7 protein-coding genes are annotated in these 17,916 nt (G+C 60.1%); 5 read left to right on the forward strand and 2 right to left on the reverse strand.

From position 1 onward, the window contains the following. The 5 genes from F8O02_RS08330 (at position 1) to F8O02_RS08350 (ending at position 16,748) form a co-directional block, all read left to right on the forward strand. The gene (locus F8O02_RS08330) at positions 1-4,719 is read left to right on the forward strand and encodes an Eco57I restriction-modification methylase domain-containing protein (protein ID WP_158036781.1); all 4,719 of its coding nucleotides are present in this window, start codon (positions 1-3) and stop codon (positions 4,717-4,719) included. Beyond that, positions 4,716-11,324: a DEAD/DEAH box helicase gene (locus F8O02_RS08335; RefSeq protein ID WP_158036782.1), complete on the forward strand. Its 6,609-nt coding sequence runs from the start codon at positions 4,716-4,718 to the stop codon at positions 11,322-11,324. The genes F8O02_RS08330 and F8O02_RS08335 overlap by 4 nt, the downstream gene beginning before the upstream one ends. Further along, positions 11,321-13,558 (forward strand): 3'-5' exonuclease, encoded by a 2,238-nt coding sequence (locus tag F8O02_RS08340; protein ID WP_158036783.1) that lies wholly within the window; start codon positions 11,321-11,323, stop codon positions 13,556-13,558. Before F8O02_RS08335 ends, F8O02_RS08340 begins: the two co-directional genes overlap by 4 nt. A gap of 269 nt (positions 13,559-13,827) precedes the next feature. After that, positions 13,828-14,757, forward strand: a complete 930-nt coding sequence (locus F8O02_RS08345; protein WP_158036784.1) for a hypothetical protein — start codon at positions 13,828-13,830, stop codon at positions 14,755-14,757. After that, positions 14,754-16,748 (forward strand): hypothetical protein, encoded by a 1,995-nt coding sequence (locus F8O02_RS08350; protein WP_158036785.1) that lies wholly within the window; start codon positions 14,754-14,756, stop codon positions 16,746-16,748. The genes F8O02_RS08345 and F8O02_RS08350 overlap by 4 nt, the downstream gene beginning before the upstream one ends. A 42-nt stretch (positions 16,749-16,790) precedes the next feature. On the opposite strand, the gene F8O02_RS08355 is transcribed toward F8O02_RS08350, so the two are convergent. Both F8O02_RS08355 and F8O02_RS08360 read right to left on the reverse strand, forming a co-directional pair. Then, on the reverse strand, positions 16,791-17,006 hold the full coding sequence (locus tag F8O02_RS08355) for a hypothetical protein (protein ID WP_218859553.1): 216 nt from the start codon (positions 17,004-17,006) through the stop codon (positions 16,791-16,793). Between the two features lie 168 nt (positions 17,007-17,174). Next, on the reverse strand, positions 17,175-17,916 hold a 742-nt coding region (locus tag F8O02_RS08360; RefSeq protein ID WP_158036786.1), incomplete at its 5' end, for a transposase.

Below are 17,916 nucleotides of genomic sequence, written 5' to 3' on the forward strand. Positions count from 1 at the left end.
GTGGCCGCATCAGACGCGATCATCATCGGCGAGAGCTGGATCAGCGAGCATTTCTTCACCTCTGACTCGACGAAGGAGTCCTTCCAGGCGAAGGTGCATGAGCGCGAGCAGGAATGGAAGCAGCAGCGTGCCGATGGTCTCGAATCGCCCCTTTCACGCTTTGAGCACATCATGCCGCAGCTCGCTTCGGTCTTCGGGTCGCTTTCCGAGAATGACGATGGCATCGGCGGCAGCGTGGCAGTGGCAGCGCAGACGCTCGATGATCTCTATCTCACCCTGCGACGCGCTCTCGGGTATGAGGCCGCGGGCCTGACCCGGCACACGAGCGGTTCCCTGCATCTGATCGGCACGGAAGGCATCGACGGGGCACCTCTGGCTCTGGTCGATGCACGCTTCGCCCGCAGTGTCGAAGATGTCATCCGGCGGGATGCCCCGGATGCGCCGGCCGACAACCTGCTGCTTCCGACAGCTCTCCCGGAGTCTGGGCCGTTGACGAATCTCGATACTGACGAGAAGACGCTGGAGTTCACGAACACGGCCCGTCTGCTGTCTGAGCTGTTCATCAGAGATGGCGGTCCGAGGTTCGCTCTGGTCTTCGCCGGCGGCTGGGCGCTGGTCGCTGAACGGGAGCGCTGGGCGGAGGGCCGTTATCTGGCGATCAACCTGCAGCTTGTCGTGGAGCGTAATGATCGCGGCAATGGGAAGGAACTCAACCGTGCTGTGACCTGCCTCGACGCAGAGTCGCTTGCCCCAGACCCAGATGGTGAGATCTGGTGGGCTGGTGTGCTTGAAGACTCGGTGCGTCATACCGTCGGGGTGTCAAGCGAGTTGCGTGACGGCGTTCGCGAGGCGATTGAGATCATCGCGAATGACGTCGTGCGTCAGCGCAGGATCAAGGGCCTTGAGCCACTGCCAGATCACGAGGCGCAGCCGCTCGCGAAGCAGTCGCTGCGTTTTCTGTATCGCATCCTGTTCCTGCTCTACGCCGAGGCGTCGCCTGAGCTTGGCGTGCTGCCAGTAGGCGCACCCGAGTACGAGTCCGGGTACAGCCTTGACCGGCTGAGAGACCTCACCCTGGTGACACTCACCTCGGAACGCTCTCGCGAGGGGCGGCACCTGTACGAATCGTTGAACCGTCTCTTTACCCTGGTCGACCAGGGTAACGCGGCGAAGCAGCCAGTGAGCCCAGCTCCGGTGGATGCTGGCGAGGGCCTGCACTTCGAGGCGTTACGCGCCGATCTCTTCCGCCCCGACCGCACCGCACTGATCGATGAAGTCGGCCTGTCGAACGTGGCCCTGCAGCGCGTGCTCGATCGCCTCTTGCTGACCCGATCGAAGCAGTCTGGCCGCCGTAAACGCGCAGAGCGCGGGTTCATCTCGTACGCTGAGCTTGGCATCAACCAGTTGGGGGCCGTCTACGAGGGCCTGATGTCGTACACCGGCTTCTTCGCCACCGAGCCCCTGTACGAGGTGGCTCGGAACGCGAATCCCGAGAAGGGGTCGTGGGTCATCCCGGTGAGCCGGGTGGATGCGCTGGAAGGCACCGAGAAAGAGCTCATCGCGAGTTCGCTTGTGCGCGTCGAGGACGCCCAGGGGCAGTCTGTGCCACGCCGATATGAGACCGGTGAATTCGTCTTCCGGCTGGCTGGCCGGGAACGTCAGCAGTCGGCCTCGTACTACAGCCCTGAAGTGCTCACCCGCTTCACCGTATCGCAGGCCCTTGCCGAGCTGCTCGATCAGGATGGTGTGCGCACGCCCGCCCGTGAGATTCTGCAGATCACGGTCTGCGAGCCGGCGCTGGGGTCTGGCGCATTCGCCATTGAGGCCGTTCGACAGCTGGCCGCCGCATACCTGAAGCGTCGCCAGGAAGAGCTCGACACGACCATCGACCCGGACGAGTACCCGCGTGAGCTGCAGAAAGCTAAAGCCTACATTGCCTTGCATCAGACTTATGGTGTGGATCTCAACGCCACCGCCGTCGAGCTGGCCGAAATCTCGCTGTGGCTTGACACCATGGTCGCGGGGCTTCAGGGCCCGTGGTTCGGTCTGCATCTGCGCCGAGGCAACTCACTGATCGGTGCCCGCCACGCGTTCTACTCGAAAGATGCGGTGAAGAGCCGCCGCTGGTTGAAGGAAGAGCCGGATGCCGTGCCGCTCACGACGAACCCGGCCGGCCGCATCCCGCATTTCGTGCTTCCTGCCGTGGGCTGGGGATCGGCCGTCGACGCGAAAGAGGCGAAAGAACTCGCGCCGGAAACCCTGAAAAGGCTGAAGGGCTGGCGGAAGACCGTCACCGCAAAGCCCTCAACGAAGCAGTTGGATCGTCTGCAATCGCTGGGATACCGTGTTGAAGCCCTCTGGCAGCTCGCCTTACGACGCTTGGAGATCGCCGAGAGCCAGATTCGACGCAGCGTCGATGTGTGGGGCGCCGAAGACTTGCCCGAGGGCGGGGAAGTGTCGCGTGAGAAGATCGAGGCAGCACTCGCTGACCCTGATGGAGCCTACGGCAGGCTTCGCCGCGTGATGGATGCCTGGTGCGCGCTGTGGTATTGGCCACTGACCGTCGATGAGGCAGACTGGCCCGAACCACCGACACTGGACGAGTGGCTGGACACGCTCGAAGCACTGCTCGGCAAGGACTACGAACGCAGCAAGATCGTCCGCAAGATGGGTGACACCCAGGTGATGCTGACCCCGAGCCGTGACTGGGATGCCCTGGACGACGCCGAAAAGTTGGATCTCGGCTACGCCAGCGCACGCTCCGTTGAGATGGCCCTGGCTGAACACCCCTGGCTGAACACCGCGGCTGACATCGCCGAGCAGCAGGGCTTCTTCCACTGGGAGCTGGACTTCGCCAAAGTGTTCGCACACGGTGGATTCGATCTGCAGGTGGGGAATCCACCGTGGGTTCGGCCGCAATTCAAGCTTAACGATGTGCTCAGTGAGTTTAACCCTTTACTTGGACTGTCAGATATTCGGAAAGCCTCAAACTTGTCGGCCTTTTCTGACGAGGTTAGAAGGTATGTTCTTCATGAGTCTTCGCGAATGACAACGGATCAACGATACTATCGCGATCAAACCATCTGGGAGTTCTCGGGTAAAGGTCAACTTGATCTGTACATGATTTTTATGTGGCAATGTCACAGACACATGTTTTTAAAGAAGACAATGAACGGTGTAGTCGGGCTAATTCATCAGGAAAGCCACCTTACAAGTGAAAAAAATTATAAGAATCTGAGAGCGTTCGCATATTTGACTCTCAGGCGCCATTGGGAGTTTACAAACGAACTTAAGCTTTTTGATATCCAGAACCAGAAACACTTTAGTGTAAATGTATATAGCAATGAACGCGGTATTGTTGACTTTGTCAGTGCTGTAGGTCTTCTTCTCCCCGTGATGCTAGAAAACTCATGGCTGCAGTACAAGAAGAGAATCTTGGGGGGGAGTATACCTCCCCTGAAGAATACGGAAACTGGTACTTGGAACATCTCTCCTCATCCGGATAGGATTATTCGAGTTACTGATGTCGAACTGGAGCAGTGGGCTCGTTACTATCCTGAGTTGACGGATTATAAGACGGTCCCATTTAGCTACTTGCAGTTCGGTAAGCTACAAGGAGTGCTGGATGCAATTAATTCGCATGTGCGGATTGATCCCCGCTCTAACGAAGCTATTCCTGTAAAATCTGTTCCTTCTGAAGGAGGGGATAAGAGCTGGTGGCAGCCAAAAGATGTTGGCAAAGTAGTCTTGCAGGGTAGCCACTTTAATATTTGGGAACCAGTGTACAAAACGCCTAACTCGACGATGAAATCATCAACTGATTGGCGAGATGTATCCCTCCGAGGACTACCAGTGCAGTGGCTGCCGGCCTGTGTGCATCGGGCTGAGAGGGCCCCTGCGCAGAGCACTTCTTCCTTAACTGTCATTTGGAGAAAAATGATTGATACTTCGGGAAGCCGTTCTCTCATTCCGGCAGCTCTTCCATTAGGCCATAGCATTGCCCAATCGGTTGCGGGTGTATCTTTCACTTCTGGAGCGTTAGGTATAAGAGTGCTTGCTAGTATGGGAACGCTTTTAACTGATTTCTATGTAAAAGCGCGTCAGATCAATAATGCATCAGTCGGTACTTTTTTCAGTCTTCCTATACTGTTCGAGAGTTCCCGTAAAATTACGAATTGGGCAGTTCTACGTGTTGGGCGTTTGGGGGCTCTCCGAACATGGGACAGAGGCCTGTGGGACGCTGCGGTGCAGAATGGAATTGATCCACGGGACAGCTGGACAAAAACTCATACCGGGATGGATAGTTCACTTTTTCCGCCGTCATTAGATTGGACACCATCGTTGGGCTTGAGGTGTGACTCTGATAGGTACTGGGCTGAACTTGAAGTCGATGTGCTGGCTTGTATGGCATGTAATCTGACGGTGGAAGATATTTGTTCTATATATCGTGTACGGTTTGGCGCCTTACGAGATAGTGACTCCGGGAAAGGAACATATGCTCATCTGTACGATGCGAATGGCTGGCTAGTTCCTTCCTCCGTGCTGAAGATATGGCGCCAGCAGGGTGACAATATAGCTCAAGCTGATCGTACGATTACAAATGCCTCCGGTAACACGTACACGTATGAGCTGCCCTTCGTGACCTACGATCGTGAAGAAGACATGCGAGTGGCGTACGCCGAGTTCGAGCGACGCCTGCAAGACCAGGGGGAGCGTTGAGCGAGCTCGTACCCGTCCAGCAGGCTGAGCGCATCCGCACCGTCTTGCTGGACTATCTGACGACGAGGTTCGCTCTCGACAACCTGCAGACTCGTGAGGTGCTCGCACAGTTTCTGAGCGATCCCGTTCACGGAGTGTTCCGTGGCCCATATGCCCGCATGCGACTGCCCTTTCGTGCGGCCGATGAAGGCTGGGAGAGCGCGGTCGATTGGCGACCAGACGGGCTGCATCCCTATGCTCACCAGGCCGCAGCGTGGAAGAGGCTGAGTTCCAAACCAGACGTCAACCCCGAAGGCCCTCAGCCAACCTTGGTGACGACCGGCACGGGTTCTGGAAAGACCGAATCCTTCCTGATCCCGATTCTTGACCACGTGGCACGAGAACGTCGCCTGGGGAACACCGGGATGAAGGCGCTCATCCTGTATCCGATGAACGCCCTGGCCGGCGACCAGGCCAACCGTCTGGCCAGCTACATCACCGAGAACGCTGCCCTGAACGGGGTGCGGGCAGCCATCTACGTCGGAGACGGCAGCCACGGGCGCAAAGGAGTCACAAAAGACGGCCTGATCACCGACCGCGACAGCATCAGGGCAGAAGCCCCGGACATCCTGCTCACGAACTATAAGATGCTCGACCAGCTCCTGCTGCGCCCGGCAGACCAGGAACTGTGGAGACAGAGCGCACTGAGCCTGCAGTATCTCGTGCTCGACGAGTTCCATACCTACGACGGCGCGCAGGGCACTGACGTGGCGATGCTGCTGCGGCGACTGGGGCTCGCCCTGAAAGCAGCGTGGCCCGATGATCCCACGCTGGAAGGTGCTCGCAAACTGCCATTGGGACGTATCACCCCGGTGGCCACCAGCGCTACGTTGGGCGGTGGCGACGCTGTACCAATGGTCGATTTTGCCAACACGGTGTTCGGCGGCGGCTTCGATGCCACATCCGTGATCGGAGAGAGTCGGCAGAGCATCGACGAATGGGCCGCGGGTGTGGCGAGCGAACAGCCTGGCGGTAAGAGCTTTACTGGCTTCGAAGCCGGGTCGTTGCGTCAGACCATCCGGCGGGTCAATGAGGCGGTGCCGCATCCCGAAGACCTGACCCCAGCCGAAGCCGCTCAAGCGGTGGCAAATGCCCTTCTCGCCTCCGAAGCCGACGTGGAAGATGCCTCGGGGCCGTCTGCATGGTCTGACGACCAGTTGCTCGCGCTGATGGCCACACACCCACTGTTGCGCCGCCTCGTGCAGGCAGCGAGCAGACCCAGAAAACTGGATGACCTCTGTGACGCGTTGACGGACGCTCCCTCGGCCCTTGTCGGCGTAAGCACGAATGACCGAGAGCACTTCGTTGCACTTCTGCTGACGCTCTGCAGCCACGTGCGGGCGGTCACCGGCAGGCGCGCGCCGAACGTCGACGTTCATCTGTGGCTTCGCGAGCTGAGCCGGGTGAACCGCTCGACGACGACCGATGCCAGATTCATATGGAGTGACGACGGCATCCGCCGCAGCGAGGGTGAAGCCGAAGACGCCACAGACACCGAAGAGACCCATTACGAGTATCTGCCGGCGATCTACTGCCGGCGATGCGGGCGCTCAGGCTGGATGTCCACCGGTTCATCCGTCAGCGATGCGATCGAGGTCGACCCGCAGGCAGTGCGCACGAAGAGCGGCCGTGACCATAGCCAGCAGCGGCCCCTGATCTTCGCTCGTGAGGAAGGCGAACTCGCTCTGGCCGCGCCGAGCAGCGGGAAACGAGCCTCTGCCGCGCCGGAACGCCGCCTGACTCCTGGGCTGCAGTGGCTGCATACCCGTGACAACCGGCTTGTGGACGAGCTGCCCTCGCCCGATGACGAAGATTTCACATCTGGTTGGATTCTGCCGGTGCTTGGTCTCACTGGCGATCACGTTAAGGACGACGCGGCGAACGACACCTGCCCGGCCTGTGGCACCGCGAACTCCATACGGTATATCGGCAGTGCGATCGCGACCATGCTCTCGGTTGCGGTCTCGACGCTCTTCGGAGCGACCAACCTCGACGGTGCTGAGAAGAAAGCACTGATCTTTACCGACTCGGTGCAGGATGCGGCGCATCGAGCGGGCTTCATCGAAGCGCGATCGCGGGTGTTCACCTTCCGAAGCCTGCTTCGGGAAGCCGCTGGCGATGGCGGGACGCTGCCGGAGCTGGTGGGGCGTGCGGTTGAACAGGCTGGTGACGACCTAGACGAGCGGTTCCGACTGATTCCGCCGTCTCTGGTGGAGCATGAGGGCATCAAGCCCTATTGGAATCCGAAGAAGCAGAAAAAGGCGCAGATCGAACGCGCCAGACAGAATGTGGTTAAACGACTGCTCTTTGACGCTGAAGAGGAGTTCGGCCGCTTTGGTGATATTGGTCGCACGCTGGAGCTCACCGGCACGCTCTCCGCCGGGCACGGGCTTTCCGATAGAGAACTGCTTTCGGCAGCCAGAGAAGCCGTCGTCGCCTCGCGTGAGCGAGAGATGCTCGACGGTCTGAGCGATGGCTTCGAGAACACCGATGCTGCGTTGTTGGCCTGGGCCCACGGCGTGCTCTATCGCATGCGGCGAGACGGGGCCATTCTGCACCCGTGGTTGAAGAAGTACCTTGAAGAAGGCGGCGCGCTGTATCAGCTGCAGGGCGGGCGGAATCGTGGCGAAGGGCAGCCCTGGCTGGGACGACAGTCACGCATCCCGAGTTTTCCCTATGCCAGAACAGCATCGAAGAAGAACACGGCGGGTTCCAAAGCCTCGCTCGAAAACTTGGTCAACATCGGGTCGCCGCGAAGCTGGTACTCGATCTGGGGCTCACGAGTGCTGCATACTGACCACACTGCCACTGCCAGGCATACCCGTGCGCTGTTTGTCGCACTGACGAAGCAAGGCCTTCTGGAACCTGTCGAAGGGTTGTCTCGCACCATCATCGCCTACGGGCTGCCCCCGGAGCACCTACGCATTGAGCCTGTCGATCGCTCAACATGGCTCGCCGGCGGCTACCGGCTGCGATGCGATACCTGCCACACCGTCGAGGCAGCAGAGCCACGAGCCGTCAACGCACTTCTCGGTGCCCCCTGCCTCAACGCTCGCTGCAGCGGCCACCTCGAGTCATTGCCTGGCGATGACGGAGCGTTCTACCGCAGGCTCTACGAGAGCCACATGCGCACGGTCATCGCCCAAGAGCACACGGGGCTTCTCGAAGATGCAGCTCGACAGACCGCCGAACAAGGTTTCAGAGGAAAGCGTCACAGCCCGGACGCACCGAATGTGCTCGTGGCAACCCCAACGCTCGAACTCGGCATTGACATCGGCGATCTCTCCACCGTGCTGCTGGCTTCCCTGCCGAAGACGAACGCGAACTATCAGCAACGAGTCGGGCGTGCAGGGCGTCTCACCGGCAACGCGCTTGACATGGCCTTCATCCGCGGGCGAGGGAAGAACCTGCCGGTGCTGGATGACCCGTTGAAGATGATCGACGGCGAAGTGCAGCCTCCGGCGACGTATCTGAGCGCAGAGGAGATCCTGCAGCGACAGTACTTCGCGTTCCTTATGGATACCATTGCCAGGGACGGGTCAGGCCCCCAACCTCTGCAGTCTGCAGCGGATGTGTTGGGGCATGCGGCAACCGATACGGTGCTCGGCGAGGTCATTCGCCGGGCACACAGCGGCAACGTGGAATGGGCGACATCGACTTTTGTGCATGAGTTCGGCACCCATGTGGACCCCGAAGTAGCTACCGCTCTGGCACAGTGGGCCACACCTGACGCAACTGGTGAATCAGGCCTCTCGCGTCGGATTGACGAGGCCGTCGCAACATATCGTCAGACAGGTGAACGAATCGCGCATCGTCTGAAACATGTCGAAGACTCGCTGGAGGGGTTGCAGAGGTCAGCTGATTCGGCCCGAGCGACCGATGAGGATCGTCGCGCTCTGAGTCTTGCCGTTGGTGCGCTGAAGATGCTGCGCAAGATGAAGAGCGAGCACGCTGGCACGTTGCCGGGCACAAACGGGTATTGGATCTCAGCACTGGAAGAGTACGGGCTGTTGCCGAACTACACCTTGCTCGACGATTCGGTCGAGCTTTCGGTCGAGCTCTCCTGGTACGACGCCGACAGCGGCGAATACAAGAGCGACGATCCTATTCGCATCCAACGTGGGGCAGTCTCGGCAATCACTGAATTTGCGCCAGGCAGCACGTTCTATGCACGAGGGCGAGCACTGCAGATCGATGCGGTTGATCTTGGAGCAGATGGCGGCGACGTTCGCACCTGGGCACAGTGCCCGGAGTGCGGTTTCGCCCAGGACTTGACTGGCGAACAGCAACCGCTGACCGTGTGCCCGCGATGCGGCAGCGGAGGCATCGCTGACCGTGGACAGCAGCTGCAGGTGGTGGATCTAGCTCGAGTCAGCTCTCAGGAAGACCGTGATCGCACCCTGATCGGCACGGACGACGAAGACCGACGCCGAACATACTTCACCACGGTCACCTGCGCTGATATTGACCACTCAAAGAGCACCGGAACCTGGTATGTGCAGGGGAACGGCTTCGGTGCCACCTACCTGCGCTCGTTACGTCTGCGTGAGCTCAACCTAGGCAAAACTGTGGCCGGGCGAGACATACGTATCGCGGGGCAGGACATCTCGGCAGCGCTGTTCACCGTGTGCAGCGCGTGCGGGAAGCTTGACCGCAAGGGAGACACGAACTCTCCCGCCGAGCACCGGCCATGGTGTCCACACCGGTTGGATAAGGAAGAGCACAACCGGCAGATTGCCCTCGCACGGTCGCTCACGACACAGGGAGTGGCACTCACACTTCCTGCAGGCCTTGCCGAGCAAGACTCGTTCGTTCTGCCAAGTCTGAAGGCGGCTCTGCTCTTTGGGCTGCAGCTTGAGTTTGGGGGTGATCCCTCACACATCACGGTGACGGATGTGCTGATTCCGGACCGCCGACCCGATCAGCCCAACGACCGGGGGCTGCTCCTGCACGACCAGGTTCCTGGCGGTACTGGGTATCTGGCATCTTTCGGCACTCCCGAGCACGTCTGGCATCTGCTGCGCGAAGTCTGGCTGAGACTGCGCACGTGCAGCTGTAGGGGAGAAGATGTTCTGGCGTGCGAGCATTGCCTGCTGCCTTTCGCTGGATTCAGCTCCGAACACGTCTCACGCGCTACTGCCGAACGGTGCCTGGAGTCAATCCTGACGAGCAACGGTAAGCTCAGCGCTGAGGCGCTGGCAGAGGATTCAGCGAGCCAGGTGCAATGGGATGTTACGGAAGAACAACCAGTAATTACACCTTATGACTCCCCGTTGGAGGGACGTTTTGCGGCGCGGTTCTCGGAGCTGTTGAAAGACAGGGGAGCGGGCATTAAAGAGGTGCCCGGTGCCCATGGCAATAGCTTGCATATCCGGTTGCCCGGACAGCGTCACGAGTGGAGGTTGCAGCCTCAAGTCGAGCTTGCCGGTACTCGACCGGACTTCGGCCTCGTGCATTCTGACACGAACGATCCTGAGATCATGATCTACACCGATGGGTATCAATACCATGGCACCCCGACCAACGATCATGTGGTTGACGATGCTCAGAAGCGAACCAGCGTGCGCAACTCGGCTGACCGGGAACGTCTGGTGTTCTCGTTCGTCTGGGACGAGATCGATTCAGACTCGCCTGCAGCACCATATTGGTGGAACCAGCAGAAGCAGGAGAAGCTCATTCAGAAGGGGATCGCTAGCCAGACGATGCTGCAGATCGTGCAGCAGGGGCCCCTGGCCGTGATGATCGACCTCTTCAGCGGCACCGACGCTGACCGGTGGGACAGCTGGCGGCGATACACGGCGGCATTACCGGTCGGAATCGGAGACCTGGTGGCGCTGTCGCCGCACGACGACCTGCGTGCCATTGCTCTCGCTGAACTTGACGACGCTGGATCGCACGTAGCAGATGCTCAGCAACTTCGCGCAGGGCAGGAGCTCAGCCTTGGGACGATGTGGAGACATGGGCCGACGCTTCTACTCTCACGCTTGAAGCATGAGACACAGTCGTGGGAGACGGTCCTCACGATCGATGAGCGCCAGGTCGGCGAAGACGGCTTCCACGAGGCCTGGAACTCATGGACGCAGCTAGGGTCACTGTTGGGTCTGAACCGTTGGGGCACGACGATTGACACCCGCCTGGGCTTGAAACGCGCTCTCGCGAGCGAAGGCACTGAGACATCGAGCTCAGGGCGAACAGACCTGCCGTCGCCCTCGGTGTCGATGAGCAGCAGTGATGAACAGCCCCTTGCCGACGCCGAGTGGGCGGCACTCGTCGAAGATGCTCGTGCAGACGGCGATGATCGGCTTGTAAAGGCCATTCGCCAGCTTGGGTTGGAACTGAAGGGGCCGGTTCCAGAGCTGTGGGCGGAAGAGACGGCAGAGGGCATCCCGGTGCCGCTGAGCTTTCGCAATGAGCAGGTGGCGGTGGTCTTGCCTGACACGGAAGACGATGATCGCCGCGATCTCGTCGCTGAAGGATGGATCGTCGTCGAACTGCAGGATGTGTCTGCCATCGAACGAGCAGTCAATGACCGGTGCGGTAACGCAGATGAAAAGGTGGATGCATGACCACGAACATCATCATGACTCGAACGAGCATGGAGTTTCCCCGCGAACAAACCAAGAAAGTATTTTCATTCCTGCAGAAGCTCGCAACTGATGACAGCACGCCAGGCCTGCATATCGAGCCGATGCACAACCCTGCTGATGCACGAGCGCGCACTGGTCGAGTCGATCAGGGGTATCGAGCAGTGTTGTTCAAACTCACCGATAGTCATAGTCAGCCATACTATGTTTTTGCCGGAGCATATCCGCACGATGAGGCTATAAAACGGGCCCGGACAACCGTGTGTCAGGTCAATCCGGTAAATGGTCTAGCCGAGCTCGTGGAACATGAAGCGCCGACTCAGAATGTTGCGATGTCCTCTTCTTCCGACGTGAGGTTTCCCGGCACGGCCGTCGGCCACGCTGCCCCTGAAGCTCAGCGTCAGCCGCTCCTCGCAGAGCAAGGAATCACCTATGCGGATCTCACCGACAGGATTGGGATAGATCCTGCTGTGGCAGCCTCCGCTTTGTCTGCCACGGACGATGATCAGTTGCAGCAGGTCATTGAGGCGAATGGGGAGAATTGGCAAGGGCTTGCGCTCATCGACCTGGCCACTGGTTTGGGGGTGGAAGAGGTCGTGACGACTTACAGTGCGCAGACCAATGAATCTCCTGAGCCAGATACGGTGGCACCCACCTCCGCTGTCGCAGAGCAGGATGACCAGCAGATCATTGACGCCATGCGGAGTCAAGCCGGGGGTGCAGAGTTCACATTCATCGAAGGTGAAGACGATCCTGAGTTCCGCAGAATGCTGGAAGAGGGCAGCTTCCAAGCGTGGAGAGTGTTCCTCCATCCCACGCAACGACGCTATGTCGATACCGATTACAATGGGCCCTTCCGTCTGACCGGTGGTGCTGGAACTGGCAAGACCGTTGTCTTGCTGCACCGAGCTCGACGCCTGGCCCGTGAGAATCCATCTGCTCGTATCGTGCTGACGACGTTTACTCGTTCACTCGCAGATGCCTTGCAGGCACAGCTCATAGCTTTGGATGACGAAATTCTGCTGGCAGAGCATTTAGGTGAGTCTGGCGTTCTCGTGCGAGGCGTCGATCAGCTGGTGTCTGAAGTGCTGCAGCGGGGGCAGGGTGAGATGAGTGCTGCCACTCAAGATGTACTCGGATGGCCGTGGGAGAGTGCTCGAACGGGAACAATCGATCGAACGTTGTCGCAGCTGGCTCGTGAGGCAATCGGAGACGATCTGCCGACTGAGCTGCGGTCGGGAAGCTTCATTGACGCAGAGTACGAACAGGTGATTCTGCCCCACCGGATTCTTACTGAGGGAGACTATCTTCGTGTACGTCGTCCTGGGCGTGGCGTGCGACTCAACCGGAGAGCGCGAAAAGGGCTATGGGGTGTCATCACTGCCTACCGCTCGGCAATTCACTATGGGCAGGAAGGCATAGTCAGCTTCTCAGAAGGCACAGCTATCGCCGCTGAATGGCTGAGGGGGAGACGAGAACCGTTCGTCGATCATCTTCTGGTTGACGAGTCGCAGGATCTGACCCCTGTCAAGTTTCAGTTTCTACGTGCTCTTGTACCCGAAGGCAGGAACGACCTGTTTCTTGCGGAGGATGCACAGCAGCGAATCTATGGTCAACCGGTTGTGCTCGGACGATGGGGAATCAAAGTCGTCGGCCGGTCGAGGAGGCTTCGCCTGAATTACCGCACGACTGCGCAGAATCTCTCTTTCGCAGTGCGTGCGCTGCAAGGCATGGCATACGAAGACCTTGAAGGAGAAGCGGTGACAACCGCTGAGTACCGTTCTGCGCGCTCAGGCCCTGAGGTCAGAGTCCTGGAGGTCGGGGCTGGGCACGAACGCGCTGAAGAAATCTCTCGTCTCCTCCGGGAATGGGTGAAAGCCTCGAATGTTGAGCCGTCTTCGTTGGCTGTGCTGATTCGTTCGAGACGCGAGGGGGATCTCCTCGCCGATCAGCTTGCCCGGCTTGGATCTCCTGTGACGACAGTGCGCCGAGGTGACGTTCCTGCGACTGACAAGCCGCTGCTGATGACGATGCACCGGGCAAAAGGGCTCGAGTTTGCGCGAGTGATTCTCGTAGGGGTCGACCCCGACGATCCGTTGGCGAGTATGCCAGCACAGATGCGTGCTGACCCAGACAGGGACGATGCAATCCGGAAGGAACGGTCGTTGATCTACGTTGCTGCGTCACGAGCACGCGACGTACTCGTCGTTTTGTGAATGGATTTCAGAGGCCGACGGCTGTGACCCGACACTTTCACGCTCACATCTGCGCCTGTGAGCCTCGAGATGTCTTCGATTCGCGGATCACCACGGCTGCTCTGAGATTCGACCTCGCAGGAGCATTTCGAGACGTTTTGAACACTCTAGCGACTGTCCAGTTGATGAGTGCTGCTCACTCCATCTCTGACGTTCCCCGCGCTGCATGGAGTAAGCTGGGGTCCGTCGGAAGTAGGCGAGTGCGCCGGCAGCTCTGAGGGGGAAGAAGAATGGCTGATCCAGTAAACCGCGTACATGCGATCGTATTGTTCAGCAGCGACCATGACAGTGACTTGATTCGGCAGTCATTTCATTCTTGGCCAGCCAAAGCTGCGGACGTGACTGCAATCGTGGCCGATCCAGCTGCACCGCTCGTCGGCCTTCCAGACGCAACGCGAGTGATCAGGGCTGAGCCGACTCAACTGCTGGCCTGCCTCCATGAGGTGGCTGAGAGCATTCGTGATGAATTCGTGTTGCTGCATGACGGTCGTACTCTGTGGAGAGAGTGGCTTCCTGCGGAGTTGCGGCGTGCGTTGGCGGACAATCCCGATTGGGGTGCTGTCGCAGCGCAGACAACATTCACGTTTGAACGGTCAGGCGGGTCAGACAGTTCCTTCCGTGTGCTGCCGTCAGCGGATGGCGTCGATCCGCTGGAAAAAGACATCGTCACCAAACCTGCCCACATCGAGCGCCGGCTGATCCAGCCCTCGGCCACGCTCGTCCGGGGTTCGGTATTCAAAGAAGCGCTCGCAGAGGCCAATCCGGCGAATGCTCTGTATTGGGGAATTGCGCTTCTCCGGCAGGGCACAGTCGGCAGACTGGTCAAGAGTGGGGTGCCCGGGGCGGAGATCACGCTGCGGGGCGAGAACTTGTCAGACTATGCGTCTGAACTGGCTCAAGACACAGCACATGTGTCAGGCGCCGTGCTCTCTGAAGTGGTGCATCATACTCAACTCGAGATTTTGAACAGGGTCGCTACGATACTTGACTCTACTGAGACTCTCATCGCCGAGGTGAACGATACGAAGCGGATTCTGCTGGAACGGACGACGCCAGAGGGAGGCCTGAGTATCCCAGCGAGGGTGAGGCTTGGCGTGAAGCGACGAATTCGACAGCTGGCCACGATTGTCGGTGACACTGTGCGAAAGGTGGGGCGTTGAAGACAGCGACATGGGGCCTCGAACAGCACCCAGGTGATGATGTGCGTGCCATCCTTCAAGCGGCGGAGGTCGTCTCCTTCGATGTATTCGACACTTTGTTGCAGCGTCCACTCGCGAGGCCAGCCGATGCGTTTGCCGTCCTTCGAGATGCGGTCCGTGAGCAGGGTGTCGTCTTGCCGCTGACCTGGCCGCAGGAACGCCGTGCCGCCGAATCCAGAGCCTACCAACGTGCAGGCGTGGGTCCGTACATCACGATTGACGACATCTACGATGAGCTGGTGCGCCGCGGGAGCCTCTCTGAAGGTGACCGGCAGTGTGTGCTTGAACAGGAGCTTGAGATCGAGGCTGGCCTCCTTCGCTCGACGCGTCGTGGCAGGACCCTGTTCGATCTGGCCAGGGCGTCCGGGGCAGACATCGTCCTGCTCAGCGACATGTACCTGCCGGAGGTAACCATCGCTCAGGCGCTGCGCTCAGCGGGATACGGGGAATGGTCGAGTCTGGAAGTCAGCGGGTATGCGAAGCGCGCCAAGTATGACGGAACGGCATTCCGCCATCTGCGGGAACAATATCCTGAACGCCACCTCGTGCATGTGGGCGACAGCGCTCACGCTGACGTTCGACAGGCTCACGTGTTCGACATTGACACCGTTCATCTGCGCCAACCACGAACGGTGATCATGAGTGGCGGCGAGAACGCGACGGAGGGCATCGCCGTCCATGATTTGGCGTCTGAAAGGCCGCTGGATGAGCTCGCGCTCGCTGACTCCACAGTGGCGGGTCTCGCTCTGAATCGTCTGGAGAGACACCCGGATATGGATGCCGCAGAGCGGCTCGGGTATGAAGTGCTCGGTCCATTGCTCGCTGGATTCTCCAGATTCCTGCACCTCAGGGCACGCGAAGACGGAATTGAACGGCTCGAGTTTCTCGCCCGCGACGGCGCAATTCTTCGAAGAGCTTACGCACAGTACTGGGGAAGCGAGGCGCTGGAGAACGATTACCTGGTGGCCTCGCGGCGTCTCCTGCGTTTAGCGACTTTCCGTGAACATCTTGTTCGGGATGACCTCGACTTTTTGACGTCCACGTCCACTCCACTGACGCCCGTCGAAATGATTCGCCGATGGCTGCCCGATCTTGGCGATCAAGAGGTCACGACCGCCATCCGCCTCACCACCATCGAGCCGGACCAGAGGATCTCGGAAGCAGAGGCGCGGGCTCATCTGGCTCCGGCACTCGAATTTCTGGCTGACAGATTCATCGAGCAGTCGATTCTCGAGCGTAGGCTCGTCGTGCGGTACCTCGAACCACGTTTCTCTCAACGGGCGACAGCCGTCGTTGACTTGGGCTGGCAAGGAACGATGGCACAAGCCATCGGCACACTGCTGGGCGAGCCCGTGAAATCGTACTACGTGGGCGTTCCCGATCAGCCTGTCACACGGGCGCGCCCCTCGCTTCGTGGGTGGGTGGATGGCCGGTTCGCCTGGGAAGCCACAGAGGCGATGCGCCGAATCTTCGAGACCGTGGCAGTGCTGGAATCGCTCACGGCAAGCCCGACTGAAGCCTCGGCCATCGGTTTGACGGAGGTGGGGGAGAACGTGCAGCCGGTGTTTGGAGATGAGCGCGTGACCGCCGATGAGGTGGAGGCTCTGACACGGATCCAGGATTCGGCGATCGAGTTCGTTCGCGATCATGCTGAGCTGTCGAGGAGGCTGCCGTCTCGTTCCGTCAGGCTTCCCTTCCAAGCGGCGTTGCGACCATTGTTCAACATGATGGAACGCCCGACGCCGGCACAGGCCCGCGTGCTCGGGCTGTTTGAACACGACAATAGCCTTGGTGTCAACCGCACAGTCAATTTGGGGGCGCCGAAGTTCAACGCGGATCATTACGCTGCCCATCCGGAGGAACTGGAGGCAGAGTACGAAAACTGCTGGTGGAAGCAGGGGTTCGAGGTCAACGCGGTCAGTCGGGGAATCCCTTGGCCGCCGCGCCCGTAGCAGGCGAACGGTCGTCACCGTTGGGTGACGACCGCACAGCAGCTACGCGCCCTTCTGCTCGTGGTATTCCTGTTCCACGTTGACGTTCCAGATGTTCGACTTGTCGGTGCGGCCCTGCTGGATGTTGTCGACGGCGGCCATGGCCGTCAGCATCGAGTGGTCCTGGTTGTTATAGCGGTGCATGCCGTTGCGGCCGATGAGGAACAGGTTGGGAATCGGGTCGACGAAGGCCCGGATCTCATGGCATCGGTCTACCACGTGACTGCCGGGTGATACCGGCTGTTTCTGATGACGTTTTTGATGACCTCAGCCGAAGGGTCGAACGGGGATGAACGCTGCCAGAGGAATCGGGTCACGGGTCACCTGGTGCTTGCGCAGCAGCCGTATGTACTCCCCTTTGTCGGCTCTTCGGACATCCGGTGGGGGTCATGGGGTGAGTCTGCCGGCGGCGAGGAGCGTGCGGAGCCGGTAGTTGTCGCGGTTGCGGATGCCGCGGGCGAGGCGACGGTGCAGCTCGTTGATCCTGTTCACGGCCTCAGTTCCGCCGTTCGATGATCGTCCGGTCGTGAAGTAGGCCAGGAACGCGGCTCGCCAGCGGCGGAGGGTGCGGCCCAGGCGTGCGATCTCGGGGATCGGGCAGGTGTGGAATGTGTCGAGGACCTTCTCGGCGATCCGCCGCCCGGCGGCGAGGTCCTTCTGGTGGTAGGCGGAACGTAGTTGCTGGGCGCACTGCCACGCGACGAACACCTCGTCGTGGGCGGGGTCGGCCTCGATGGCCGCGACCAGCCGGGCGCGCTGCTTGTCGGTGAGGTTCTCGGCCCCGGCGCGCAAGATGGTCTGGATCCCGTAGAGCGGGTCGCCGGTCCGACCGCGATGCCCGAGGGTGTCCTGCTGGACGCGGCGGCGGACCTCGTCGACCGCGGCGGTGCCGAGTTTCACGACGTGGAACGCGTCCAGCACGGCCGTGGCGTCTTCAAACTGGTCGTCGATCGCGGTCTTGTAGCCGGCGAACGGATCAAGAGCTGCGACCTTCACGTTCTTGCGGAACGCTTCGCCGCGTTCGGCGAGCCAGGACGCGTAGGCCTTCCCGGAGCGGCCCGGCACCAGGTCGAGCAGCCTGGCCCGCGTCCGCCCGGTGCTGTCGCGGCTCAGATCGACCATCCCAGTC

It is taken from the genome of Pseudoclavibacter caeni, assembly GCF_008831125.1.
GTDB classification, from domain to species: domain Bacteria; phylum Actinomycetota; class Actinomycetes; order Actinomycetales; family Microbacteriaceae; genus Pseudoclavibacter_A; species Pseudoclavibacter_A caeni.